We start from the raw sequence: 25,347 nt of genomic DNA on the forward strand, positions 1-25,347 counted from the left end.
TGGCGGGAGGCGCGCGATGACGGGGTGTTGCTCGGGATCGCGCGCCACGCCCGCTCGCGCGCGCCGATGGAATTGGTCGAGCATGTCGAAGTCTCCGTGGACGGCGGCATCCATGGCGACTTCCGCGGCGCGATGCGGGGCAAGCCGTACAAGCGGCAGGTGACGCTGATCGAGCACGGTGATTGGACGACGGCGATGGCGGAGGTCGGGCATACGATCGGCTGGGAAGAGCGTCGCGCCAACCTGCTGGTCGACGGGTTCGATCTCCCACAAACCGCTGGTGTCCGCTTCCGGATCGGCGCGGAGGTCGTGCTCGAGATTACGCGCGAATGCGATCCGTGCGAGCGGATGGAAGCGCTGGCCGACGGTCTTCGCGCCGCGATGACGCCGGATTGGCGCGGTGGCGCGTGCGCGATGGTGATAAGCGGCGGCCGGATCGCGGTCGGTGACGAGATCAGGATGGAGGAAGCATGACCAAGTCGTTCCGTACGCTCGACGATATCGGCGACGTCACCGGCAAGCGCATATTGGTGCGCGAGGATCTGAACGTCCCGCTTCACGGCGGGCAGGTCAGCGACGACACCAGGCTGCGTGCGACGGTCGCCACCGTTGCGGAGCTGGCCGACAAGGGTGCGATCGTACTCGTGCTGGCGCATTTCGGCCGGCCCAAGGGCGTGCCGTCGCCGGAGCTGTCGCTGGCGCAGATCGTCAAGCCTTACGAGGCGGTGCTGGGGCGCGAAGTGCGCTACATCGACTGGGAGGGCGCGGCGGACGCGATCGCGACGCTGCAGCCCGGCGACATCGGCGTGCTGGAGAATACGCGCTTCTTCGGCGGCGAAGAGAAGAATGATCCGGCGGTGATCGAGCGGTTTGCGGCGCTCGGTGACCTGTACGTCAACGACGCTTTCTCCGCCGCGCATCGTGCGCACGCCTCGACCGAGGGGCTCGCGCATGCGCTGCCCGCCTTCGCAGGCCGCGCGATGGAAGCGGAGCTGGATGCACTCGAAAAGGCACTCGGCAAGCCCGAGCATCCGGTCGCGGCGGTGGTCGGCGGCGCGAAGGTGTCGACCAAGCTGGCGGTGCTCAAGCATCTGGTCACGCAAGTCGACCACCTCATCATCGGCGGCGGGATGGCCAACACCTTCCTCGCCGCGCGTGGCGTCGATGTCGGCAAGAGCCTTTGCGAGCATGAGCTGACGGGCACCGCCGACGAAATTTTCGATGCTGCCGAACAGGCCGGCTGCACGATCCACCTGCCGTATGACGTCGTGGTCGCCAAGGAGTTCAAGCCGAACCCGGCGACGCGCACCGTCAATGTTCACGAAGTTGCCGCAGACGAGATGATCCTCGACGTCGGCCCGGCCGCAACCGAGTCGTTGGGCGACGTGCTCAAGAATTGCCGGACGCTCGTTTGGAACGGACCGCTGGGGGCGTTCGAGACACCGCCGTTCGACACCGCGACGGTGGCACTGGCGCGAACCGCGGCAGCGCTGACCAAGGAAGGCGGGCTGGTGTCGGTCGCGGGCGGCGGGGACACGGTCGCGGCGCTCAATCAGGCTGGCGCGGGCGACTCGTTTACCTTCGTCTCGACCGCTGGCGGCGCGTTCCTGGAGTGGATGGAAGGCCGCGAGTTGCCTGGAGTAGCAGCGCTCACGCGCTGAGCCTTTTTCTCGTCGTCACCCCCGACTTGTTCCGGCATCCACCTTTCTGCGAAGGCTTAAGCCTTTGGTTTCGCGGATAAGTGGACACCGGAACAAGTCCGGGGTGACGAAGTCTTGGAAGCTTCAGGCGTGCAGGCGGCGATCGTCGTCCGAGCGGCGCGACAGGATCGAGCGCGCATCTCCTGGCGAGCGTACCTCGCCATGAGGGCCGCCCGCCGCCGACAACACGCGGTCGAGCAGTTCCAGCCCTTCCGGCCATCGTCCCAGCCCGCTGGCGGCATTCAGGTGCCCATACGTGCCATAGTCGATGAAGTGGCTGCCCCAATCGACGGCCATGCTGTGCGCTCGCTCGATCGACACCCATGGATCATCGCTCGATCCCACGAGGATCGACGGAAAGGGGAGGGCGAGCTTCGGTGCCGGCGCGAACGGCGCCAGCTCGCTCGAAACCCCGGCACGGTCGACATCGGCCGGCGCGACCAGCAATGCGCCCGCGACGGGCCAGCCATAAGGCTGCGGGCTCATTGAGGCCCACCAAGCGATCGCGATGCAGCCCAGGCTATGCCCAACGAGGATCACCGGTGCGCGGGCCGACGCAACCGCCTGATCGATCTTGGTCACCCAGCTGTTGCGATGCGGGCGGTCCCACATGCCCAGCTCGATACGGGCCGTATCCGGGCGGCTGCGCTCCCACAGCGTCTGCCAATGCGCAGGGCCGGAACCACCGAGTCCGGGGACGGTCAGCACGGTCGGCTGAACCGACAGATCGTAGTTGGCATGTCCCATGACGTACCTCCTGTTGCGTGCAATAGGCGAGGCCGCGGCTCAGTCTAGGGGTCGGGCACGCCGCGGCCTCAGGTACAGAGGTAATCCCTATTAGATCGATGGGCAATCGTGCAGCGCAGCAAATCGCATGGGTTGAGCGGTTGGAGCGACAAGGCGTTGCAGCCGCTTGCGGCGCGGCACCGTGCGCGCGATAGCGTTCGGAATGTCAGCACCAACGAAACAGCGGGTCGACCAGTTGCTGGTGGATCGCGGGCTCGCCGAGTCGCGGACGCGCGCACAGGCTTTGGTGATGGCCGGGCTGGTCTTCGTGGGTGAGCGCAAAATCGACAAGCCGGGCCAGCCGATTGCCAGCGATGCCATGCTCGACGTGCGCGGACGCGATCACCCCTGGGTGTCGCGCGGCGGGATCAAGCTCGCCCATGGGCTCGATCATTTCGGCTGGGAGGTGCGTGATGCGGTCGCGATCGACGTCGGTTCGTCAACCGGGGGCTTCACCGACGTGCTGCTCACACGCGGTGCGGCGCGCGTCTATGCGGTCGACAGCGGCACCAATCAGCTCGCGTGGAAGCTGCGCCAGGACGAGCGCGTGATCGTCCACGAACAGACCAGTGCGCGCATCCTCACCGCCACGCATATACCCGAGCCGGTCAACATGGTCGTTTGCGATGCCAGCTTCATCGGGTTGGCCAAGGTGCTGGCGGTGCCGCTCGGCTTCGTTCGCAGCGGTGGGCGCGCGCTGGTGCTGGTGAAGCCGCAGTTCGAGGCCGGCCGGGGCGAAGTGGGAAAGGGCGGGGTGGTCCGCGATCCCGCGATCCACACGCGGGTGTGCGCCGAGGTTGCCGAGTGGTTCGATGGCCAAGGCTGGCGCGTGGAAGGTGTCACCGAAAGTCCGATCACGGGGCCAGAGGGCAACATCGAGTTCCTTCTTGCGGCGCATCGCGGTTGAACATGTCGCCGGTTGAAGCGCTCTGGAAGTTGTCGCTGCGGCAAGAACAGGCGAGGGGATAAGCATGGGCGAGTTGGCGTCGAAGGAGCAGCTGCGGACCTCGTTGCTCCGCTATGCGATGGTCACCGTCCCGGCGGTGTTGCTGCTCGGCTTTCTTTCCGGGCGCACCGTGCCGTCAGGCGACCAGAACGGCTGGTACGCCGTCCTCGCGAAGCCCGAGATCACGCCGCCCGGCTGGATGTTTCCGGTCGTCTGGTCGGTGCTCTACGTCTTGCTCGGACTCGCGCTTGCCCTGGTGCTCAGCGCGCGCGGCGCGCGTTTGCGCGGTCTCGGCATCGCCTTGTTCATCGCGCAGCTGGCGGGCAATCTCGCATGGACGCCGCTCTTTTTCGGCGCGCATCGTGTCGCCGCGGCGTTCCTGCTGATCGTCGCCATCTTCGGCCTGTCGGTGCTGACGACGATCGTCTTTGCGCAGATCCGCCGTGTCGCTGCATGGTTGATGGTGCCTTATCTGGCATGGCTCTGCGTCGCCGGTGCGCTCAACTGGCAAATCGGCAAGCTCAATCCGGATGCGGAACGGGTTGTGCAAGCGCCCGCGGCATCCCAAGTGATCCGCTGACCCTTTTGCTCTCGCAGGACGATTCGCCATGCAATCCGAGAACCCTCTGTTCGGTGACGTCGCAAAGCTGTTCAACGGCGCGGCCGGTACGATCGCCGGGATGGGCCGCGAGGCTGAAGCCAACGCGCGCGCCCGCGCCCGCGAATGGATCGGCGGGCTCGACTTCATCGCGCGTGAGGAGTTCGAGGCGGTAAAGGCGATGGCGGTTGCGGCGCGGGACGAGAACGACGCCCTGCGCGCGCGGATCGAAAAGCTCGAGGCTGCCCTGGCAACGCGGCCGACCGCCTGATCCTGCGCTTGCCCAAATTGCTGCCGGGGATGACGCACGACCAAGGTCGTGCGATAAGATCGTGATGCTTGACGAAGCCGACCAATTTTCCGAGCCCGAGGCACCGCTCGACATGCTCGAATCCTATTTCCTCGCGCATGGCTGGCCGTGCGAGCGGAACGAGGATGAGATCACCGCGACGATCAAGGGCAGCTGGACCGAATATGAGCTTCGCGCGCTCTGGCGCGAGGAAGACGGCGTCGTGCAGTTGCTCGCCTTTCCGGACGTGAAGGTTGCGGAGGGGCGGCGCGGCAAGGTTTACGAGACGCTGGGGCTCATCAACGAGCAATTGTGGCTCGGCCATTTCGAGATGTGGTCGTCGAGCGGCATCCTGCTCTATCGCTGCGCCACCGCGATCGAGACGCGTGAAGGCGAGGCGACGATGTCGCTCGCGACCGCCGAATTGTTGATCGACTCGGCGATCGACGAGTGCGAGCGTTTCTATCCGGTGTTCCAGTTCGTGCTGTGGGGCGGCAAGTCGCCGACCGAGGCGATCGCCGCGGCGATGGTCGAGACGCAGGGCGAGGCCTGAGCCGATCATGCGATTGTGGATGATCGGGTGCGGCAACATGGCCTCGGCGATGTTGCGGCGCTGGCTGGAAAGCGGCGTCGTCTCTGCGGCGGATGTCGACGTGGTTAACCGACAGGATCGCGTGCTGCCCGGCGATGTTCGGCAGGCGCGGCGTCTGCCCGATGGTTCGCCACCCGACGTGGTCGTGCTGGGGATCAAGCCGCAGCAACTCGATGAGGTCGCGGCGGTCCACCGTGAGCGCGTGCGTGCTGCGCCGTTGCTGGCGTCGATGCTCGCCGGCCCCGATCCTGACCGGCTGTCCGCCGCTTTTCCGGGACCGGTCGCGATTCAGACGATGCCGAACCTGCCGGTCGAACTGGGAAGGGGGTCGTCGCGATCCACGCCCCCGCTGCGCCCGCCGATGCGCGTGCGACGACCGATCGGTTGATGGCACCGCTGGGACTGGTCGAGTGGTTCGACGATCCGGCGCGCTTTGCCGCCGCAGGGGCGCTGTCGGGATGTGGGCCGGCGTTCCTGTTCCGCTTCGTCGATGCCATGACCGCGGGCGGCGTGGCGATCGGGCTCGATCCGGCGCGGGCAGCTGCGGTGGCGCTGGCAACCGTCGAGGGCGCGGCGGCGATGGTGGCGGCCAGCGATCGCACGCCCGGTGCGCTCGCCGATGCGGTGGCGAGCCCGGGCGGGATGACCCGCGCAGGGTTGAATGTGCTCGACGAAGCGGGGGGCTCGTCCCACTGCTGGAGCGCACGCTGACCGCCTCGGCGAAGCGCGGTGCGGAGATGGCGAAGGGTTAAGGCCTGTCGCCGCCCTAGGCTTGGCCCAGGACAATAACGGAGGAGCCCGGTTTCAAAACCACCGGCTCAGGTCCTAACTCCGCAGCGCTTCGACCCGTGCGATCTCGTCGTCGGGGATCAAACCCTCCAGCACCGCCCAGAAGCCTGTCACTGCGCCTTGTCCGGCGCGCGAATAAGCCGCGGACAGTTTCTCACGCAGCGCCTCGTACAGGCTGGTTTCCAGTTCCACGCCGTCGGGCGTCAACCGCAGCAGCCGCTGGCGTCGGTCGCGATCACCCGCGCGGGTCTCGACCAGGCCACGCTCCATCAGCTCGTTGAGCACGCGTCCCAGCGACTGTTTGGTGATCGCCAATAGCGCCAGCAAATCGCTGACCGGCATGTCGGGCTTGCGCGCGATGAAATAGAGCGCGCGGTGATGCGCACGACCAAGTCCCTGTCGCGCAAGGCCTCGATCGATCGACCGCGTGATGTGCGCGTTGCCGAAATACAGCAGCTCCAGCCCGCGACGAATCTCGGTTTCGCGCAGGAAAAGCGGCGAGGCGGAATGCGTTGAGGCAGCCATGTTGACCCGCTTTGCCATCCGCCCTAGGCCGCTGCAACCCCGGCGCGTCGACCAAATGGTTGCACGCTCGTGATCTTTGGAGGTCCCGTGAACTTCGCGTTCGAACCGCATCCGTCGCCCGTTTCCGCCAATGAGCGCGCCGCGCGGCTGGTCGATCCCGGTTTCGGCCGCGTGTTCACCGATCATATGGCGGTGCTCCATTATTCCGAGGGACGCGGCTGGCATGGCGGGCGGATCTCGCAGCGGATGCCGCTGACGATGGATCCGGCATCGTCGGTGCTTCATTACGCGCAGGAGATTTTCGAGGGGCTGAAGGCGTATCGCCTGGAGGATAACGGCCTTGCGCTGTTCCGTCCCGACGCCAATGCCCGCCGCTTCAACGCCTCGGCGCAGCGAATGGCGATGCCCGAACTGCCCGAAGAGCTGTTCCTCGAGTCGGTCGAACAGCTCGTGCTGACCGAGCGCGAGTGGATGCCGACCATCGAGGGCGGCTCGCTGTATCTTCGTCCCTTCATGATCGCGTCCGAGGCGTTCCTCGGCGTCAAGCCGTCGGCCGAGTATCTCTACATGGTGCTTGCCTCGTCGGTGGGCGCCTATTGGAAGGGTGGCGCGCGTGCGGTGTCGCTGTGGGTGAGCCACGACTATACCCGCGCCGCACCGGGCGGCACCGGCGCTGCCAAATGCGGCGGCAATTATGCCACCAGCCTGATCGCCCAGCAGGAAGCGATCCGCCGCGGCTATGACCAGGTCGTGTTCCTCGACGCTACCGAGCGGCGCTGGATCGAGGAATTGGGTGGCATGAACATCTTCTTCGTCTTCGAGGACGGCTCGCTGCGTACCCCGCCGCTGACCGGCACGATCCTGCCCGGCATCACCCGCGATTCGATCCTCCAGATCGCGCGCGATCAGGGCCTTACGGTGCAAGAGGAGCCCTATGCGATCGAGGACTGGCGCGCCGATGCGGCGAGCGGTCGCCTGATCGAGAGCTTTGCTTGCGGCACCGCGGCGGTGGTGACGCCGATCGGTCGCGTGGCTGGTCCGGACTATGAATTTACGATCGGCAGCGGCGGCACCGGCCAGCTGACCGCGCATTTTCTGGAGCGGCTGAGCGCGATTCAACGCGGGCGGGCGGAAGATCTCGCGCGGCTGGTTGCATCGTATCGGTTGAGCTTTGCCGCGCGCCCCGCTAAGGCGCGCGGCTCGTTGGGGCGTCGCCAAGCGGTAAGGCACCGGTTTTTGGTACCGGCATTCGCAGGTTCGAATCCTGCCGCCCCAGCCATCTGCCTGAATCTCAGCCAATTGGCTGCTAAGTGTTTGAAGATGCTGGCTGGCTATCAGGGTCGTCCGTTGGCACCTGCACAATTGTGCATCGGATTTTGCCAATGCGCTGGCCGGGAAGGCCGCGGTTTTTGTACTGTCTTCAACACGTGTACCGGCGCGGGCACATTTTCTGGTGGCGCCGAATTCGCCGTTTATTGGATATGGCACCCTAGATGTTCGGCTGTCGCTGCGGACCCGACCGGAAGGCGGCGCGCAACATCGGGGCGGCGCTCACGGCGGTGACGCCGAGAGTGCTGGAGATCGCCGCTGCGGGTTTCGCAGTCGATGGCCGGCTGCGCTGGATGCTGGAACGCTGTGGGCGAACGACTGTCGCAATCTGGTTCAAGGTTGAGCCTGGAAAAGCTCGCATGCGGTAACGGATCTAGCAGGTGCCATTTACCAATTGCCCTATTCGCCTCCCGATGAGCGTCCTCGGAAGCCGGCGGGTCGAAGGTGCTGGCTTAACAGCCGAAGCCAGCGCATCGGCTGTTGGACGGTGGAGACGAGGCACCGACACCACTCCTGCTGCTCGGCATCGCAAAAATGACGTGGGAAGCCGCACCAGATTGCTTTGTCGAAGTCGACAGCCCGACCTGGCGCGAATATACAGGACAGCGCTATGATGATTGGAAAGGGTTTGGATGGCTCACCGCTCTTCAACCCGATGATCGTCAACTCACCGCGTTGCGCTGGCGGGACGCCGTCCGGCAAGGGCGTCCGGTGCACGTCGAGTACCGACTTAGGAGATATGACGGTCTTTATCGCCGGATGGGCGTCCACGCGGTTCCGATGCACAACGAAAGTGGCGTCAGTGCCAGGTGGCTGGGAGTTGTCGTTGATATCGATGACGCTCGCGGAGCGGAGCAGAAGCACTGAGTCTCAAACCACGTTTGGCCCGTGATAGTGGTTGACTCCCAAACTCGCTATTCAACCGCACTTTTTCGGCGTCCGCGACCGCGGTACATCTGCATTAGCTAACAAGTTTGACTGCTCATCAGCGCAGTTAGATTTCGGTTTGATCTAACCACGTGGCGTTGTAAGTTATTAGAATCTTGTTCATGCCTCCTTCTTGAGTTTTAGCAGGCCGCTCGGTCTTTTCTGGAGTCGTAAGACAGTAATCTGGTCTTCTTTGCTATTCAGCACATTGCAAGTCGATGGAGCCAAGCCACCTCTCGACGAAGATTGAACCGTGTAGTCTCTTGCTGTTGATCGGCCACAACTCGCGTTCCTGACGTTTGAGCGTGCTATGAGGGTGTCGTGGCTAGCCTGAACTAAACGCAGGTGAATCGGCCGATAAGTCGCGCTGCGCCTTTCTTCAGTCAAGCGGCAACAGCCCGGTGAACGGACGTCTAATTCCGGGAAGAGCGATGAATGTGGCCAATAACCGATTGTGGGTCGTGGCTTCATGGCGGCGGCACTCACGATAGCCGCATCACGGCGTTGGAGCGGCGGCGCTGAAGATGGTGCAGTCGGCGCGCTTGGTGCCGGTGAGCGCGGCATCGTTCCGCAGCGAATAAGCCGTGCGTTGGCGCACGTTGAAGGCCATGACGCGCCGGATCTTCGGGGTGCCGAGAACGGTGGTAATCAGGCTGATGGGTATCAAGGGCTTGTACGTATATACCAGCTCGACGACCATGACCGCGGTTCCGCCGACTGCAGCGATCTGATTGTTGGTCGGGCCCATGCCGTCGATTGTCGACGCGGCTTCGACAGCGCCATGATCGTCGTTAACGGTGCTGTCCAGGTCGGTGACCTGCCCGCCGGAACCGTTGCGCGGAACGCCGTAGGACGAGGCGGTCTTCATCGCGCCGGCGCACCGCTGCCACCTGATCCATTGTCGGAAACCATCGGGGTTGCTGCTGGACGTCGCGCCTTTGCCATTTGCGCCGGTGGTCGTCGTGCGTTGCTCGAGATCGGAAAGAATGATCCGGCCGTTACTAGCGACGTCGAGCGGCTCGCCCATCTTCATCGCGCCGAGCATAATTTCGGAGATATCGGCTTCGTCGATGGTCGTGCGGACCCGCCCCGCATTGTCGGCGACCGACATCGCGATTTGCGAGACGCGTAAATTGGCGGACACAAAATTGCCCATCTCCACGCCGCCCAGTCCAAGCAAGAGCACGGTGGGCGCGGTGATAGCGAACTCAAGCAGCGCGACACCGCTCGTGTTGTGCAAAAGCCGGCGCAATGTGGCGCGCGTGGTAGTTAGCTGCATATCGTCATCGCTTCAGGCTGCGCGGCATAAGGCTGGTTCTTCACCATCGTCGACGCCTTGATCGTGCTGATCCCGTTGCCACCGACCAGCTTTCGCATCGGTAGCAATTCCGGATAGGTTACCGTCGCGACATAGACCACGACATCGTCGGATCCGCCGGTGCCCGCTTTGCCAGCGTCGGCGTCCCAAACGCCGTTGCGGTTGATGTCGCTGAAACAATCGCCTTGATTGTAGACGCCCAGCGGCGGCGTGTCGGTCGTGATCGGCTCGGCCTTTGCGATCTGCTGGTACTTTGTGTAGCTGGCTGGGGCGACGTCGACCGATGCGCCCTTGATCACCGAGGTGACACGGTCTTTCACCATGGCCGTGAGCTGGTCCGAGGTGGTACTCGTGCCGATCGTCACCTTACGTGCAGCGCGGTCAAGCGAGTCCTGAACCTGGGTCGCGACATATTGGCGAAAGCCCAGATCGAAGAGCCCGCACATGATGATGATCGCGGGCAAGGCGACGAGCGCGAACTCGACGGCGGCGGCGCCGCGATCATGCTCTGCAAGCCGCGCGACGAATCTGAATAATGGTCGCTTCATTGAGTAAGTCTCAGCGCGCCGATGTTCTTGCCGATCTCGACGAACTTGGCCATCAGCGCGGCCTGATCCGCAGAGGTGGACGCCTGGCTCGCCGTGCTCGCGCAATTGGTGAGCGATGCGTCGAGCGTCGTCGCAAAGCCGATTACCCAAACCGAATAGCCCATCGACTTCGCCCGAGAGCATAAGAGATCGAACCGGCGCTTGTGACGCGCCAACTGGTCGTCTTCGTTCGAACTGGTGCCTCCAGGCGTCACCCGCGCATCAAGACGCTCGACCCCGTAAGACGAGTATAGCCTTTCGTAGCCGGTATCGAACTGACCATCGGTCATGAAGATGATGTATTTTTTCACCGGCATGGTGTTGTAGGTGTCGGGATTGTTGGCTCCAAAGATGCCGCCCGACGACGCCCAGCGCGTTCCCCACATCATGCCGTTGTCATGATAGGTGCCGCCATCGGTAGTGAGACTGTTGAGATACGTCTTGAGCTGGTCGCGCGCCCATGTCTGCATCGGAGCCGCTGCTGCAGGGCAGGCATATTGCGGCTTATATGGGTTGTTCGCGTAGATGTTCGCGGCATAGTTGGTATATTCTACCTCGGGCCAATAGGGCTTCCATCGCGTCGCATCGCTCGAGGGTATCAGGTCAATGTCGAGGTCGGTCGCCGAGGCCGGGATGGTGGCCTCCGTGGCACTCATGCGCGTGGTGGCCCGCTCCTCAATGCAACCGGCCCAAGTGACTTTCTTCGATACGGACCAGGTCGGCGTCAGGCCGGTCGACGTGGCGGTGCCGATTAGGGGGTGACGTCGACACTGTTGCCCGCGACATATCCGGAGATGTCGATCATGCGACGGCTGTAATCGAAATAGGTGCAGGTGCCCTGGTTCGAATCGTAGTTGCCTTTGGCGGAAGTGCAACTGGAAGAAGAACGGTAATCGGTGACGACCCGCCGCGTCCAATAGTTCCAGTTCGTCGATAGCATGTAGTCAGTGTTGGCGGCGCGAATCGCCCTGCCGACGTTGGTCGCGCTTGCATAGGGAACGACGCCGTAGCGCAGTCGCATTCCGGATGCGGAAAGCTGTGTCTGCACCGAAGCCAATTGGTCGTATAGCGCCAAAACTGCAGATCGTAGCGCGTCGATCTTGCTTGATGTATCGGACGACGTCGCCTTATCGGCCATCGAGCCGGTTGTATCCAGCACGAAGACGATGTCGGTGTTGACGAAGTCTTGCGACGCATTGCAACTGACGCTGACGGGCAGGGTCCTGAAGCCGAACATGCGCATGATCGACGTCGGCACCGTCGTGGACGCCTGTATGTAAACCGTTGTCTTGGAGCCCGACGTGCTGGTCACCGAGGGAACGAAGGGATCCGCTCCGTAGATCCCCTGCCGAAAATTGAAGTTGAAGAATTTGGTGGCTTCGGCGCGAACGGCGTCGTCGACGACGCCATTCGTCATCGCGCGACGCCCCGCGAGCACTGCAGCATCGCATGCCACCTGCATCTGCTCGCGGGTGACATAGCCGGCGCCGAGATCAACGGCCGAGCCAATCAGGCCCACCAGCGGGATCAACATGAACGCCCACAGCGCCATGACATTGCCGCGGCTATCAGCGAGCAGCCGCGCCGAGTTGCCCGGTCGGGCGCGAGAGGGCTCAAGCCCAGGCAACTTCGCGGCGCGTTGCCGCGGACCTGGTGCGCGTAGTAGTAACGCGGCAACACTCTGCTGTTTGCTTGCCACCTGTCGTTTGATCGCGGCGACCTGTTTGGCTCGCGCCGCGTCTTTACCGATCCGACCGTGAGACCAGCGCGACGTACATAGCTTGTACGTCTCGGCCGCCGCGGTGCAAGCCACCTTCAGCATGTGCGGAACCTCGATGCGTCGGGAGTTAGAGATCCCCAGCACGGAATAATAATTCTCGAAATGCTTGATGAGATGGTTCGCCGGAAGGCGGAAGAACATGCGCCACCGCGATCGCACCAGCGGGCCGGAACGTTGCTGCGCTACTAGGCCGGGCTGTAGCGACGCCCCCGTCATATCGTTGCGGATGATGCCTTGATGGTGCGCGAGTGTGGCCAGGGCGTGGACGGCCCACATTTTCCTTTTCCCCAGAATCAAACTTAAGGTGAGAGGCGCGTCGCTTCCGCTACGCCACAGATGCGTCACGCCCCGGCCACTTGCTGGTCGCAACGGGAGCAGCGCGGGGCGACAAGCGCCGTGTCGAACGATAGGCAGGTCGAGATGGCTTCTTCGAAAAAATGCGTCATGGGTGGCGGAGCTTTCCGACTTCGCGGCGTGTCGCTCGCAGGTATCGGAGGAGGGTAAACTCCCTTTTAATCAGCGAATTAGGCAGTTACCGGTTGGACGAAAGTCTAACACTCGGTGATAAATAAGCGGCTTGGGGTGGGGCCAACCGGACGGTGTTGTCGCGGCGGCACCGCGTATCAGGACCGACTGCAATCGACGCAAAGCCACGTGCGCCGACCACCAATAAATCATCGCGATTGCAGTCCAAGGTGCTCGGACCTCGGGTTCGTTGGAGCGGCCCTCGCATGGGGACGGAAGAAAGCCGCATGAAACAGGTCCGTCATTGGTGCGCCGTAATCAGGCACGTAGATCGGGCATCAATACAACAGTCGCAGGCTGCAATCGCTACGCTGACCTGAGAGCTGAAAACTAGTCCTCCTATATAATCTTTGAATCAAAAGCCGTTCTTGCCAATGACCGATAGTGCGGTCACGTTGCTGATCCCGCCAGCCTTATTGTCCGTTCGGAATTCTGCCCGAACGGTATCAATCTACTACAATCTGGGTAGGTTAGAATGATATCGTGATGGCATTCCCGGTGATAGCGATCGTGGGATGAGCAAGCATGATGATTCTGTCACCGACCTGTTTGGCTCTGCCCTTCAGGATGAGCGTGCCTATCTTCTGAGTCGCGCCGAAGAACACCGGCAACGTTCGGAGGCGACAACGGATTATCCTGCAAAGATGATCCACGACCGTCTTTGCCAGCTCTATGCCGAACGCGCGGCCCAGCTGCCGCTAGTAGATACGGACCAGGATATGGCGCAACACTACTAGGAACGTGTGATGTGTCGGTAGGTTGTCACGTCCATAATCGTTGCATCTTCGCGATGCCGGTCATGGAGGACGCGATCGATGAAGTCCCTGATTGTTGCGCTGTCAAGCGCGTTGATCCTCTCTGCCTGCGCTGCGCCCGCAACGCGGATCTCGACGGGTCTGCAGCGATATGGCCTCGATGAACAGCGCGCGGATTGCGTCGGCACCCGGTTGCAGGACGACCTGTCGCTCGGCCAGCTCCAGCAGCTCGGCAAGGCGGCTGCCGCCTATCGCAAGGGCGATACCAATCCCGGTGTACTGACTGTCGGCGACCTGCTGCGCGTCGCGGGTGAGCTGAAGGATCCCGCCATCGCGCTCGCCGTCGGCAAGGCCGCGGCGGGTTGCGGCGTCCTTCCATGATCGCTGGCGTATCTTCATTTCAGACAAGGAAACGATCATGAATTCAGACGAACTCAAGGGCGGCGCACGCTATGTCGGCGGCAAGGTCGAAAAGACCGTGGGCGATGCCGTCGACAGCCGCGACTGGAAGGTCGACGGCGTCGTCGATCAGGTCGCGGGCGCCGCCCAACATACCTACGGTCGAGCGCGTTCGGTGATCGAGGATGCGATCGACAGTGCCCCCGAACTGGCGGACGAGGCTCGCGACCGCCTGAAGGTGGCAGGCGAACGCGTCGTTGACGGCGCGCAACGCGGCGGCAAGGTCGCGGCGCAGACGGTCGAGGACAGCCCGGTACTGTGGGCGCTCGCCGCGGCACTTGGCGGCTATGCGCTGGCCTGGTTCGTCCACGGGCGTCGCGACTGAGCGGTCCGATGGCGAAGGCATCGTTCAAATCCCTGCGCGAGACCGCAGATCTGCGCCACCTGCGACAGATCATCGTCGGCCTCGACGAAGGCGTGATCCTGATCGATCCCGATCAGAGCCTGCTCTGGGCGAACGATGCCGCATTGGCGATGCACGGCGTCGCGGATATCGCCGAACTCGGCGCGACGGTGGACGAATATCGCGCCCGCTTTCAGCTGCGCTATCGCAACAACCACCGTGTCGAGGCGGACGATTATCCCATCGAACGCGTCGTCGCCGGCGACAGCTTTTCCGAGGTCGTGGTCGAGGTGACCGTCGCGGGCGAGGATGCGCCGCGCTGGGTGCATCAGGTGCGCAGTCTTGTGCTCAACGACAGCGACGAGGGCGAGCCCGCCTGTCTGGTACTCATCATCCAGGACGTGTCCGCCCGTTTCGAAGCGGAGGACCGGTTCGAACAATCGTTCAACGCCAATCCCGCGCCCGCGGTGATTTGCCGCTTGAGCGACCTCCGCTTCGTGAAGGTCAATCAGGGCTTCCTCGAGATGACCGGACATCAGCGCGACCAAGTGCTGTGCAAGACAGTCTACGACGTCGACGTGCTGCGCAAAGCCGATCGCCACGATCTCGCCAAAGAACGGCTCGGCGAGGGGCGGACGATCCCGCAGATGGAGGCGGAGCTCGCTTTGCCGAATGGCGGCACAAAGCTCGTCATCGTCGCCGGCCAGCCGATCGACATGGGCGATCAATCCTGCATGCTGTTCACCTTCGCCGATCTCGAGCCGCGCCGGAAGGCACAGGACGCGCTGCGCCACAGCGAGGAACGCTTCACCCGCACGTTCCAGATGGCGCCGGTGCCGATGGCGATCGGTGCCCGCGACGGCCATCTGCTGTGCGAGGTCAATGCCAGTTTCACGCAGATGACGGGCTATGCGGCGACCGACATCATCGGCCGGCCGCTCGGCGATGTCGAACTGTGGGAGAGCAACGCGATGCGCCGCACGATCGAGGCGGCGATCGACGGTGGCCACGACCTGCGTGGGCGTGAGGCGCGGATCCACGCCAAGGACGGCGCGACGATCGACTGCATCGTCTCCACCGAGGCGATCCGGCTCGGCGACGACGCCTGCGTCCTGTGGGCGTTCCAGGACATTACCCAGCGCAAGGCCACCGAGCTCGAGCTGGTCGAGGCGATCGAAGCGGTGATGAAGGATACCAGCTGGTTCAGCCGGACGGTGATGGACAAGCTTGCACGACTGCGCACGCCGCAGACCGACCGGGACGGACCCGGGCTGGACGATCTGACCGCGCGCGAGCGTGAGGTGCTGGCGCTCATCTGCCGGGGTTGCGACGACAAGACGATCGCTAGGTCGCTCAACGTCGCGGGCAACACCGTGCGCAACCATGTCGCGCGCATCTATGCCAAGATCGGCGTCAACCGGCGCATCGCCGCGGTCGCTTGGGCGCGGGCACGCGGCTTCGATGGCGAGGGCGTGGCGATAGAGGCACCGGTGCGGGGGACGGCGGCATGACGGGACGGCGAACCGAAGACGATGCGCGCGGTGCCGCCGCACGCGCCGCCAAAAAGGCCCAGGTCCGCAAAACGAAGGGATCGGTGCACGAGGCGATCGGCAAGCTGATCGGCGACGACGCCGCATCTGCGGAAGGCGCTGAGGAAAAACGGGCGGCGGCGGACGAACGGCCCGATGATCCTTCGCCGCGGCGCTGAGCCGCCGGCACAATCACGTTCAACAGGAGTAATTATGGCTACCACAATCGAAACCGGCGTGATGCCGGTAGACCCGGCGCACGTCGGCAAGACACCGACGCGGCTCTCCTGGGGCGCGATCTTCGCGGGCGTCGTCATCGCGGTCGCGGTGCAGCTGGTGCTCGGCATTCTGGGGGCTGGGATCGGCCTAACGATGGTCGATCCCGTCGAGGGGACGACGCCGGGCGCCGCCGGCTTTGGCATCGGTGCCGGCCTTTACTGGCTCGTCACCACGGTCGTCGCGCTTGGGGCTGGCGGCTACGCCGCGTCGCGCGTCGCGGGCGTGCATGAACGGTTCGATGCGCTGGTCCACGGCCTCGTCGTATGGGGTGTGACGCTGATCCTGACGCTGTACCTGCTGACCTCGGCGGTCGGCGGCATCATCGGCGGCGCCTTCCGTACCGTCGGCGCGGTTGCCGGCGCCGCGGGCACGACAGTCGGCGCGGCAGCGCCCAAGGCCGCCTCGATCGCCGGAATCGACGAAACCGACGTGCGCAGCGAAGCCGCCGCCTATCTGTCTGATGTGCCGAGCGATCCTGCCCAGATGACGCCCGAGCAAGCGCAGAAGGAAATCGCAAAGCAGCTGCCCGCGCTCGCCCGCGGCGGTGCCGAGGGGCAGCAGGCCGAAAGCCGTATCGTCGACATCGTCGCCGCGCAGCGCAAGATCAGCCGCCCCGAGGCGCAGGCGCAGGTGACCCGCGCCGAGCAGCAGTTCGTCCGTACCAAGAACCAGGCGATCGCTACCGCCAAGTCGGCAACCGACAGCGCCGCCGGTGCCGCAGCAGGCACGTCCTTCGTCCTCGTCCTCGCGCTGATCGTCGGCGCGGCGGCGGCAGGTTTCGGCGCGACTGCGGCAACCCGCCGCAGGCTGCGCTGAGTGTACGCGGCAGGCCGGCGTATCTGGCCCGCCGCACCCACTTCACGACGGAAGGAAAGGGATGGCGGAATATTCCGGGCGAATGACCGCTGCTGAGTTTTCTTACAGCCCTGAGTAGCCGAAGACAGCGTTGCCTCGCGTCATCGGCTTCTTAATATGCGTCACCATCAAATCTTTGTTGGCTACCCGGTTTCGGGATACTACCTTCATTTCAGGCCAGTGGCAGATCGACCGGGATCCATTGGGACGGTAAGGACTGGAAGCTACAGCCCAAGCTCCTCCAGCCCTGGATGATCGTCGGGGCGTGGCCCGAGCGGCCACCGGAATAGTCGATCGGCCTCTGCGATCGGAACGTCGTTGATGCTCGCGATCCGTCGCGACATCAGGCCGTCCGATGTGAATTCCCAATTCTCGTTGCCGTACGAGCGATGCCACGCGCCGGCATCATCATGCCATTCATAGGCAAAGCGCACCGCAATGCGGTTGCCGCCGTGTGTCCACAAGCCCTTCATAAGCCGGTACTCGTGCTCGCGACGCCACTTGGCGGTCAGGAAGGTGATGATGGCATCACGCCCTTGAAGGAAATCGGATCGATTCCGCCACTGACTGTTCTCGGTGTAAGCGAGCGCCACGCGCGCGGGATCGCGGCTGTTCCAGCCGTCCTCGGCGGCGCGGACCTTCAGCGACGCAGTCTCATGGGTGAAGGGAGGGAGGGGCGGTCGCGACATCGGACTGAACCTTTCAAGCAAAGGGTGTTGCAAACTCCAGACGAATCCCGCCCGGAATGAAGATAAGAAAGTGGCGCGTCGTCGATCCGGGACGCATGGGGCCGGGCACTGCGTCGACCACGACTTGGGGATGCGCCGTCACGGCATCCCACACCGCCGCCAGTGCCGCATCGTCGGCAACCGTAAGCGAGAGATGATAAAGACCGATATTGGCCCGCCGGTCGAAGGCGCGGGCCGTCACCGGGTCGGCGGCGCGCCACAGGGTCAGCAGGATCGTGCCGTCCGAGACGAAGATGGACGGATAATCTGGCACGCCGCCCACTTCGACGAATCCCAACGTGCCACAGAAGAAAGCACGCGCTTGATCGAGGTCAGGCACAGTCAGCCCGATATGGTGGACGCCGCGTGTCAGGTTTCCAGTCATGATGCTGTCCGTTCAAGTTGGGCGATACGGGCGCGAAGCACCGCGATCTCGTCGACAAGCGGCTGGGAGACGCCTCGCACCTCCGCCTCGGTGAAACGCGGCGTGATATGCTGCGGGCAGTTCCAGTCGAACCCGACGACGTCGATTAGAATGCCACGCTCCGGCTCGGCCGCGTAACGGGCCGGCATGAGCGCAGTGATGACGGCGGGGTCTTCGCTCAAACGAGCGTGGCCGATGATCTTGAGGCGGCGGCGGTTCGGATAGTCCATCAGGAACAGTGCGACACGATCGTCGGCTGCAACATGTGCGGTGGAGAGATATTGCTGGTTTCCGCGATAGTCGGCGAACCCGATGCGATTGCCTTCGACGTGCCGTAAGAAGCCGATCGGCCCGCCGCGGTGCTGGACATAGGGCCAGCCATCCTCCGAGGTACTCGCCATATAGAAGCTGTCGCGAGTGGCGATGAACGCGAGTTCTCGCATTGTCAGCTGGTCGACCGGCCCCGCACGGGCTTCCATGCGGGCGTAAGACGCTCGCGATCCGGCTGCTTCTTGCAGTGCGCGGGCGCGGGGTCCGAAGAGTGTATGGAGATATGCTTCAGCCATAAGCGAGCAGATGGCGCGTTGCGCCTAACTTGATAATCCGCAATGTTTGACATAGACTATTGCGCGATGAGGAATGATGGATCGCTTCGAGAGCCTTTCAGTCTTCGTCAAGGTGGCCGAGCTGCACAGCTTCGCGGCGGCGGGACGCGCCCTTAACCTGTCTCCTCCCGGCGTGACCCGTGCAGTCGCCGCGCTGGAGCGTCATCTGAATGTGACGCTGTTCTATCGCTCGACCCGAGCGGTATCCCTGACTGACGACGGGGCGGGTCTGCTCGATCGGGCGCGGCGCATATTGGCAGACCTTCGTGAGGCGGAGCAAATTGCGATGGGCGGTCGCTCGGTTCCCCGGGGGCAGCTCTATGTGACCGCGCCGGTCATGTTCGGGCGGCTGCATGTGCTGCCGGTCATCAACACGCTGCTGGCAAGTCACGCCGGCCTGAATGCCCGCATGATGCTGCTCGACCGCAATGTGCGCATCGTCGAGGAGGGTGTCGATGTGGCGGTGCGCATCGGGGCGCTGGCGGACAGCACGCTGCACGCCGTGGCGATCGGCTCGGTTCGACAAACCATCGTGGCGAGCCCAGAGTATCTTGCCGAACATGGCGTACCCGTCGCTCCGTCCGACCTTGCCGCCCATCGCTGCATCATGGGCAGCGGCGTGCGCGCAGGCAGCGGATGGCCGTTTGGCGCACGCGGCGACAATGCCGTAGCAATGGTCCCCCGCCTGACCGTCAACGGCATCGATGCTATCCTGGCTGCTGCCGAGGCAGGCGTGGGCCTTGCCAATGTGCTGAGCTACCAGTCGGCCGCGGGTGTCGCGAGCGGGCGGCTGGTCGAGGTCCTGGCGGATCAGGCCCCGCCCGCCATGCCAGTAAGCCTGCTTTATGATACCGGCCGGGCGGCTATGCCCGCGGTACGTGTGTTCATTGACGCGATGCGGGGACGGGGGCGACAGGGCGCGTGGTCCTGATCGGGACTGCCGGACGAGCGTATGGTGCTCGACGCATCGGTCCTCGCCATGATCGAGGATGCGAAGGGGCCGCCAAGGTTGCAGCCGGGATCGCTGCCGCGAGCGTAAGCAGCTTAAACTACGCCGAGGTGCCGGCCGAGTGAACTTCAGCACAAGCTGCTGGACGCCTGCGCGCGACAGCGGCTGAGACCAGGCTGAGCCTTGACGACCGCTTCTCCCTCGCGAGTGGATCCGGCAGGGTAACCCCGTTACCTCGGCTTTCGCCAGGTAACGGGCACCAACGCTTAGAACCGAACCCGCACGCCGGCCGTCACGCGACGACCGTTGTCGACTACGCCGCGCAGCAGCCCGGCGCCGGTGTCGTTGTAGATCTTCGCATTCGTGGCGTTGGTCACGTCGGCGTTCAGCGTGATCATTGGATTGATGTCGTAGCTGGCCGAGATGTCGAGCTGTCCGTACGACCGCTGATAATCGCCGTCGCCGAAAGTGCTGATCGCGTCGTTCACGAAGCCGTTGCGATAATTGTACGAGGCGCGGATGCCGAAGCCCGCCTTCTCGTAATAGCCCGCGATATTATAGCTGCGCGTCGATGCCCCCGAGATCGGGATCGCGGGCTCGCCCTGCGTTACCACCACGTCGCCGAGATCGAGATAGGTGAAGTTGCCGAGCACGCCAAACCCATCGAGCGCGCCGGGCAGGAAGGTGAACGGCACCTGTGCGCCAAGCTCGAAGCCCTTGATCTTGCTGCTCGCGCCGTTGCGCGGCTGGCGCAGTAGAAACACCTGCTCGCGGCTGCCGCCTTCCTCCAGCTGCACGGTCTGCGTCACCGAGGTTGCGGTGTTGACGATGAAGTTTTTCACGTCCTTGTAGAACACGGCCGCCGACAGCAGCCCCGATCCGGCGAAGTAATATTCGAGCGACAGGTCGATCTGGTTCGATAAATAGGGGCGAAGGTTCGGGTTGCGCGCGCTGATCGTGCTGGTGTTCGCATCGACGCTGAGCGTCGGCGACAGCAGACCGATGTCGGGGCGGGTCAGCGTCCGCGCCACCGCGCCGCGCACCTTCAGCTGCGGCGTGAGATCGAACGAGAGATTGGCGCTGGGCAGCCATTCGGCATAGCTGTTGTCGATCGAGACTGGCGTGGTGCCCTGCACGACGGTGATGATCCCGCCCCGTCGTACGAGCAATGTCGACAGGTCCGCGGCATTGCCGTCCGATGTCTGATCGGTGCGGACGTAGCGCAGCCCGATATTGCCGTTGAACCGCTCGTCGAGCGCGCGGATGTCGACCTGCCCATAAGCGGCATAGGACCGCTCGCTGACCTGGAAGTCGTTGGCGAGCTGCGCCTGTGGCGGAGCGAGCGCCAGCATCTCCGAGAGCGGCAGGCGATCGAAGAAGGCGTCTAGGTTCGGCGCCAGATAGGTGCCGAGCGACGACTGGACGAACTTCGAATAATCGACCTGTGACAGGATCGGCGCCGCCGAGGTGCTGCCACCCTCGACGGTCGGATTATAGGCCTGCCCCAGCGCATTGGCGAATTGCTGTGAGGTCAGGTTGAAGGTGCGCGAGCTGAATTCGCTCTTGCGGTTGGCGAACATCGCTCCGGCCTTGAGCACCAGCGACGCGTCCGCGAGGTCGAGGTCGCGCGCGACATCGAGCCGGCCGTCGTAATTGCGATCGATGCTCGGCGCACGATAGGTGCCGCCGACTGCGAGCAGGTTGAATGTCGACGGGTCGAGCGGGTCGTAGCCGCGGTTGAAGGTGACGGTCGGCTCGCGCCCGAGATTGCCGCCGGTGTCATAGCCGACCCGCGCGCGCGAATTGATCGCAAAGCCATAATTGGTCGAGGTGCGCCGCGCCTTGGAAAAGGTGAATTCGCTCGATACCTTCAGCCGATCGACCGTCCAGATCCCGCCGATCGCGCCGCTGAACAATTCATCGTGCGTGTCGATCGGGCGGGTGTCGGCGCGGTGGTCCACGCCGTTGGCGTCGAGTGCGGTCAAATAATTCCCCGCCACGGTGCTGCCCACGACACCTGCGCTCGGGCCCTGGATGTTGGTGAAACGAACCTGATGTTCGTTGTAGATCGAATAATCCTTGAAGTCCGAGAAGAAGCCGTCGGCGTAGAAGTTGAGCGTGTCGGTCGGCTTGAACTGCAACCCGCCGATCATTGTCGCGCGTTCGAACTTGCCGTCCTGCGCGACGAGATTGGTGGTGTGGATGAAACGATACTGGTCGTTGAAGTCGCCATCGAGATTATAGTCGAGGGGCGGATTGCGCCGTGCCTCAACGCCATTCTCCGCGCCATAACCGAGGTAGCCGGCGGACAATACGCGACGCTTTTCATAGTTGATGCCGAAACTGGCGCCGAAGCGGTCGTTGATGACCTTGTTGACGTAGAGCGAGGCGTGCGGGGTGACCCGGTTCGGGTTCTCCTCGTAGATGCCCTCCGCGGTGATCGCCACCACGTCACGCCCGGCGTCGAGCGGACGCGCGACGCGGACGTTGACGATGCCGGCCAGACCGCCTTCGACCTGTTCGGCGCTGGGGGACTTGAACACTTCGACGGCACTGACGAAATCCGACGATAGCGAGGTGAAGGAGAAGCTGCGCCCGCCGCCCGGTGTCGCGATCTGGCGGCCGTTATACTGCGTCTGGGTGAAGTTCGGCCCGAGCCCGCGCAGCGCGACGCGTGAGCCTTCGCCCTTGTTGCGAGTGATCTGCACCCCGGTCACGCGTTGCAGCGATTCGGCGAGGTTCTGGTCGGGGAAGCGGCCAATGTCCTCGGACGAAATCGCATCGACGATGCTGACGTTGTTGCGCTTCAGTGCTGTCGCATCGGCCAGGCTGCGGCGAATGCCGGTGACGACGACTTCCTCGCCGCTCCCGGCGGCGTCGATGGCATTGTCCTGCGACGCCGGTTCGGCCGCGGGCACTGTCTGCGCGATCGCGGACGAGGCGACGGTAATCGCCAGAAGCGACACTGCGCTGGCCAGAAAACGTGTTGTCAATTTTTTCTCCCCGTAAAGCCTCCCGTCCTTGGTGACGGGTCGGCGGTGATGGCGGTTGCGGTCAGGCGGCGCCGATGGTCAGTGTGATGCGGTCACCGGCGCGCCCCTTCAGTAGGAGCCCGGCCATGTCGTCGCGCAGCGGGACTGCGACACCACCGCGCATTGCGGCGCGCACGCGGCGGCCCTCGGGCAATCGCACGAGTATGTCGCCCCTCTTCGCGAACGTCAGCTCGGCCTGCAATAGCAAGCCCTGGCTCCATCGTTGATCGACGGTGACGCCTCCGCGCGCGCGGAGGCCCCGCACACTGCCGTCGCGCCACGCCGGCGGCAAGGCCGGCAGCAACGCGACCGCGCCGTCATGGCTTTGCAGCAGCATCTCGGCGATCGCCGCGGTGATCCCGAAATTGCCGTCGATCTGGAAGATCGGTCCCTTGTTCGACGGATGCGTGTCGAAGAGGTTGTCGAGCGTACTGTCTTTGAAGAAGGCGTCGATCGATCGGCCAGACCGTTCGGCATCGCCCATTCGCGCCCAGATGCAGGTCGCCCAAGCGCGGCTCCAACCGGTTTGCGCGCCGCCGTTGTCCTCGCGCCGCTGCATCGAAGTCGCTACCGCCTGTGCCCATTTCGGCGTGCGCCGGGGACTGAACTCGTCACCGGGATAAAGCGGATATAGATGCGAGATGTGGCGGTGCCCCGGCTCGCCCTCCGCGAACTCGCGCGACCATTCCAGCAGCTCGCCGTGGCTGCCGATCCGGTACGGCTCCAGCTGGTTGACCAGTCCCGAGAGCGTCTCGGCGAACGCGGTGTCTGTCTTCAGCAGTGCCGAGGCGGCGATGCAATTGGTGAACAACTCACGGGTCAGCGCAAGGTCCATGGTGCAGCCCGCGCTAATGGAGGCCTTCTTGCCATCCGGTGCGAGGAACTCGTTCTCGGGCGAGATCGACGGCGCCGTGGTCAGCCGCCCGTCAGCGGGGTTGGCGACGAGCCACGCCGCACAGAATTCCGCGCAACTGCGCATCAGCGGCCAGGCGCGATCGCGCAGGAAAGCCAAGTCGCCACCAAAGGTATAATGTTGCCACAGATGCTGCATCAGCCAAGGGCCGCCCATCGGCCAGTTGGCCCAGACCGGCGTCGCGTCGCCTTCGCCGACCGGGTTGGCCATCGCCCAGACGTCGCTGTTGTGATGCAGGCACCAGCCAGGCATGCCGTAATAACCGCGCGCCACCTCGGCGCCGCGCACAGCGACATGCTCGATCCAGTCGAACAAAGCAGTGTGGCAATCGGCGAGGTTCGCAACCTCCGCCGGCCAGTAATTCATCTCGGTGTTGATGTTGGTGGTATGGTTGCTGCTCCACGGCGGACGCACTTCGGCATTCCAAATTCCTTGCAGGTTTGCCGGCTGCGTGCCGGGACGCGAACTGGCGATCAGCAGATAGCGACCGAAGTGGAACAGCAACGCGGCCAGCCCGGGATCGCTTGCGCGTGCGTTGCCAGCCCGCCGCGCTGCCGTAGTGCCGCCCGGTCCCGACAGGCTCAGTGCGGCGCGGCGATACAGCGCGCGGTGGTCGGCGATATGGGCAGCCTTCAGCGCGGAATAGCCGATGGCGCGAGCAGCTGCCAACGCCTGCGCCGCTTTTGCTTCGATCGCCGCTGCCGGCAGGTCGGGCGATTGGTCGAAGCGGCGGAAGCCGGTGGCAGCGGCGATCCGAATCTCGACGCTGCGGGCATCGCGAACCATGATGCGATCGCCAGCGGCAGTCGCGCTGCCGCCTTCAGTCATGACTTCGGCGATCGCGGCGAACATCATGCCTTTGCCGAGCTCGTCGTCGTATCGGATCGGATCGGCGACTTTCTGGTAATTGGGTGCGGCATAGGCCGGCGCCTTACCGGTCAGAACTATGCGGTTCCCGGTTGCTCGCGCCGAGCCGCGCAGCAGCGTGGCGAGCGACAGATCGGCGTCGATCGTCCCAGTCTCTGCGGTCAACCGCACAACCACCAATTGCGCGGGGTGCGAGACGAACATCTCGCGCCGATGCCGAACCGCGCCTTGCTTATACGTCACCGTGACCAACGCTTGGTCGAGGTCGAGTTCGCGACGATAGTCGCTCGCTGCGCTCTCTCCCGCGTCCTTGCCCAAGATAGCAATTTCGAGATCGCCTAGCGGAGCATAGCTGTTGGAGTATGGCCCCTGCATTTGTTTCGCGCGCTCATCGGCAAGGTGGTAGTCGCCGATAAGGGCAGCTTGCCGGACGCCTGGGAGGGCGGCGCGTGCACCGAGGTTAGAGTTGGAGGTCGGAAAGCCTGACCACAATGTATCCTCGTTCAAGGAAATAATGTCGCGGGCAATGCCTCCGCGGATTACCGCGCCAAGGCGACCGTTTCCGATCGGCAAGCCATCGACCCAGCGCGTCGCGGGTGAATCGAACCAGAGCCGATGTGCATCGCCGGCATTCACCGGCTGCGCGAGGAGCGGGAGCGAACCAAAACCGCCTGTCGCAGCGGCTGCCGCCCCCGCGCCCAGAAGGCCGCGTCGCGTAAGCTCGCCCGCCATCGAACTCTCCATTTGCTTATATAAAAACGCTCTGTGCCAGTGATTGTGGCGTAAGTTCCGTCAGCAGGGAAGAGCAAAAATGCTTAATTATCTTTCCAGATGTTGCTGAAGCGACGCCTCTAGTTTGAGGTCGGGGTCTGACGTGACAGCCATGGCCCTGTTCTGGCCAGCAGGATCGCCCTTGAA

The 25,347-nt window shown here is 63.9% G+C and carries 26 protein-coding genes, 1 tRNA gene and 1 pseudogene; 17 read left to right on the forward strand and 11 right to left on the reverse strand.

Annotated features, from left to right (window positions below; translation table 11 throughout):
* Positions 1-66: 66 nt before the first annotated feature.
* Together QP166_RS05365 and QP166_RS05370 are read left to right on the forward strand one after the other, a co-directional pair.
* A complete protein-coding gene (locus QP166_RS05365) occupies positions 67-474 on the forward strand; it encodes an MOSC domain-containing protein (RefSeq protein WP_333917262.1) in 408 nt (135 codons plus the stop codon).
* Positions 471-1,661, forward strand: coding sequence for a phosphoglycerate kinase (locus QP166_RS05370; protein ID WP_333914974.1), 1,191 nt, complete (start codon positions 471-473; stop codon positions 1,659-1,661). The genes QP166_RS05365 and QP166_RS05370 overlap by 4 nt, the downstream gene beginning before the upstream one ends.
* 123 nt (positions 1,662-1,784) lie before the next feature.
* On the opposite strand, the gene QP166_RS05375 is transcribed toward QP166_RS05370, so the two are convergent.
* A complete protein-coding gene (locus tag QP166_RS05375) occupies positions 1,785-2,447 on the reverse strand; it encodes an RBBP9/YdeN family alpha/beta hydrolase (RefSeq protein ID WP_333914975.1) in 663 nt (220 codons plus the stop codon).
* A gap of 202 nt (positions 2,448-2,649) precedes the next feature.
* On the opposite strand from QP166_RS05375, the gene QP166_RS05380 reads away from it, so the two are divergent.
* The 6 genes from QP166_RS05380 to QP166_RS05405 all read left to right on the forward strand — a co-directional run bounded on the left by QP166_RS05380 (position 2,650) and on the right by QP166_RS05405 (position 5,622).
* Positions 2,650-3,393, forward strand: coding sequence for a TlyA family RNA methyltransferase (locus tag QP166_RS05380; RefSeq protein ID WP_333914976.1), 744 nt, complete (start codon positions 2,650-2,652; stop codon positions 3,391-3,393).
* A 64-nt stretch (positions 3,394-3,457) separates the two neighbouring features.
* On the forward strand, positions 3,458-4,012 hold the full coding sequence (locus QP166_RS05385) for a TspO/MBR family protein (RefSeq protein WP_333914977.1): 555 nt from the start codon (positions 3,458-3,460) through the stop codon (positions 4,010-4,012).
* Positions 4,013-4,040: 28 nt separating this feature from the next.
* Positions 4,041-4,301 carry an accessory factor UbiK family protein gene (locus QP166_RS05390; protein WP_333914978.1) on the forward strand — a complete coding sequence of 87 codons (261 nt, stop codon included), beginning with the start codon at positions 4,041-4,043 and terminating at the stop codon, positions 4,299-4,301.
* A gap of 58 nt (positions 4,302-4,359) precedes the next feature.
* Entirely contained in the window at positions 4,360-4,872 is a 513-nt protein-coding gene (locus QP166_RS05395) for a YbjN domain-containing protein (RefSeq protein WP_443027241.1), read from the forward strand.
* 7 nt (positions 4,873-4,879) lie between these two features.
* Positions 4,880-5,299, forward strand: a complete 420-nt coding sequence (locus QP166_RS05400) for a pyrroline-5-carboxylate reductase family protein (protein WP_333914980.1) — start codon at positions 4,880-4,882, stop codon at positions 5,297-5,299.
* A complete protein-coding gene (locus QP166_RS05405; protein ID WP_333914981.1) occupies positions 5,299-5,622 on the forward strand; it encodes a pyrroline-5-carboxylate reductase family protein in 324 nt (107 codons plus the stop codon). Before QP166_RS05400 ends, QP166_RS05405 begins: the two co-directional genes overlap by 1 nt.
* A 114-nt stretch (positions 5,623-5,736) precedes the next feature.
* Here QP166_RS05405 and QP166_RS05410 read toward each other — a convergent pair whose 3' ends face one another.
* Positions 5,737-6,411 carry a MarR family transcriptional regulator gene (locus QP166_RS05410; RefSeq protein WP_333914982.1) on the reverse strand — a complete coding sequence of 225 codons (675 nt, stop codon included), beginning with the start codon at positions 6,409-6,411 and terminating at the stop codon, positions 5,737-5,739.
* Between QP166_RS05410 and QP166_RS05415 the strand changes: the two are divergent.
* From QP166_RS05415 to QP166_RS05425, 3 genes and pseudogenes are all read left to right on the forward strand, one after another.
* A pseudogene (locus tag QP166_RS05415) lies at positions 6,295-7,393 on the forward strand (branched-chain amino acid aminotransferase). The gene QP166_RS05410 and the pseudogene QP166_RS05415 overlap by 117 nt on opposite strands.
* A gap of 36 nt (positions 7,394-7,429) precedes the next feature.
* Positions 7,430-7,504: transfer RNA gene (locus QP166_RS05420), tRNA-Gln, on the forward strand.
* Between the two features lie 530 nt (positions 7,505-8,034).
* Positions 8,035-8,421: a PAS domain-containing protein gene (locus tag QP166_RS05425; protein ID WP_333914983.1), complete on the forward strand. Its 387-nt coding sequence runs from the start codon at positions 8,035-8,037 to the stop codon at positions 8,419-8,421.
* A 556-nt stretch (positions 8,422-8,977) separates the two neighbouring features.
* Here the strand turns inward: QP166_RS05425 and QP166_RS05430 are convergent.
* The 4 genes from QP166_RS05430 to QP166_RS05445 all read right to left on the reverse strand — a co-directional run bounded on the left by QP166_RS05430 (position 8,978) and on the right by QP166_RS05445 (position 12,511).
* Positions 8,978-9,760 (reverse strand): TadE/TadG family type IV pilus assembly protein, encoded by a 783-nt coding sequence (locus QP166_RS05430; RefSeq protein WP_333914984.1) that lies wholly within the window; start codon positions 9,758-9,760, stop codon positions 8,978-8,980.
* On the reverse strand, positions 9,751-10,347 hold the full coding sequence (locus QP166_RS05435) for a TadE/TadG family type IV pilus assembly protein (protein ID WP_333914985.1): 597 nt from the start codon (positions 10,345-10,347) through the stop codon (positions 9,751-9,753). Before QP166_RS05435 ends, QP166_RS05430 begins: the two co-directional genes overlap by 10 nt.
* On the reverse strand, positions 10,344-11,042 hold the full coding sequence (locus QP166_RS05440) for a hypothetical protein (RefSeq protein ID WP_333914986.1): 699 nt from the start codon (positions 11,040-11,042) through the stop codon (positions 10,344-10,346). Before QP166_RS05440 ends, QP166_RS05435 begins: the two co-directional genes overlap by 4 nt.
* Before the next feature lie 95 nt (positions 11,043-11,137).
* The gene (locus tag QP166_RS05445) at positions 11,138-12,511 is read right to left on the reverse strand and encodes a pilus assembly protein (protein ID WP_333914987.1); all 1,374 of its coding nucleotides are present in this window, start codon (positions 12,509-12,511) and stop codon (positions 11,138-11,140) included.
* Between the two features lie 695 nt (positions 12,512-13,206).
* Here QP166_RS05445 and QP166_RS05450 point away from each other — a divergent pair.
* From QP166_RS05450 to QP166_RS05470, 5 genes are all read left to right on the forward strand, one after another.
* On the forward strand, positions 13,207-13,428 hold the full coding sequence (locus tag QP166_RS05450; protein WP_333914988.1) for a hypothetical protein: 222 nt from the start codon (positions 13,207-13,209) through the stop codon (positions 13,426-13,428).
* A gap of 78 nt (positions 13,429-13,506) precedes the next feature.
* Positions 13,507-13,827, forward strand: a complete 321-nt coding sequence (locus tag QP166_RS05455; protein ID WP_333914989.1) for a hypothetical protein — start codon at positions 13,507-13,509, stop codon at positions 13,825-13,827.
* Positions 13,828-13,864: 37 nt separating this feature from the next.
* A complete protein-coding gene (locus tag QP166_RS05460) occupies positions 13,865-14,230 on the forward strand; it encodes a CsbD family protein (RefSeq protein WP_333914990.1) in 366 nt (121 codons plus the stop codon).
* Positions 14,231-14,238: 8 nt separating this feature from the next.
* Positions 14,239-15,759 carry a helix-turn-helix transcriptional regulator gene (locus QP166_RS05465; protein ID WP_333914991.1) on the forward strand — a complete coding sequence of 507 codons (1,521 nt, stop codon included), beginning with the start codon at positions 14,239-14,241 and terminating at the stop codon, positions 15,757-15,759.
* 231 nt (positions 15,760-15,990) lie between these two features.
* Positions 15,991-16,872 carry a hypothetical protein gene (locus QP166_RS05470; protein WP_333914992.1) on the forward strand — a complete coding sequence of 294 codons (882 nt, stop codon included), beginning with the start codon at positions 15,991-15,993 and terminating at the stop codon, positions 16,870-16,872.
* A 263-nt stretch (positions 16,873-17,135) separates the two neighbouring features.
* Here QP166_RS05470 and QP166_RS05475 read toward each other — a convergent pair whose 3' ends face one another.
* Genes QP166_RS05475 through QP166_RS05485 form a run of 3 tightly spaced genes read right to left on the reverse strand, consistent with a single transcriptional unit; the run spans position 17,136 to position 18,629 of the window.
* Entirely contained in the window at positions 17,136-17,600 is a 465-nt protein-coding gene (locus tag QP166_RS05475) for a nuclear transport factor 2 family protein (RefSeq protein ID WP_333914993.1), read from the reverse strand.
* Positions 17,601-17,613: 13 nt separating this feature from the next.
* A complete protein-coding gene (locus QP166_RS05480; RefSeq protein WP_333914994.1) occupies positions 17,614-18,024 on the reverse strand; it encodes a VOC family protein in 411 nt (136 codons plus the stop codon).
* A complete protein-coding gene (locus tag QP166_RS05485) occupies positions 18,021-18,629 on the reverse strand; it encodes a pyridoxamine 5'-phosphate oxidase family protein (RefSeq protein WP_333914995.1) in 609 nt (202 codons plus the stop codon). The genes QP166_RS05480 and QP166_RS05485 overlap by 4 nt, the downstream gene beginning before the upstream one ends.
* Before the next feature lie 76 nt (positions 18,630-18,705).
* Between QP166_RS05485 and QP166_RS05490 the strand changes: the two genes are divergently transcribed.
* Entirely contained in the window at positions 18,706-19,599 is an 894-nt protein-coding gene (locus QP166_RS05490; RefSeq protein WP_333914996.1) for a LysR family transcriptional regulator, read from the forward strand.
* A 284-nt stretch (positions 19,600-19,883) separates the two neighbouring features.
* Here the strand turns inward: QP166_RS05490 and QP166_RS05495 are convergent, their stop codons facing one another.
* Both QP166_RS05495 and QP166_RS05500 read right to left on the reverse strand, forming a co-directional pair.
* Positions 19,884-22,610: a TonB-dependent receptor gene (locus QP166_RS05495; protein ID WP_333914997.1), complete on the reverse strand. Its 2,727-nt coding sequence runs from the start codon at positions 22,608-22,610 to the stop codon at positions 19,884-19,886.
* 61 nt (positions 22,611-22,671) lie between these two features.
* Positions 22,672-25,173, reverse strand: a complete 2,502-nt coding sequence (locus QP166_RS05500; protein WP_333914998.1) for a glycoside hydrolase family 95 protein — start codon at positions 25,171-25,173, stop codon at positions 22,672-22,674.
* Positions 25,174-25,347: the final 174 nt, after the last annotated feature.

The organism is Sphingomonas sp. LR60, from assembly GCF_036855935.1.
Taxonomy (GTDB): Bacteria; Pseudomonadota; Alphaproteobacteria; order Sphingomonadales; family Sphingomonadaceae; genus Sphingomonas.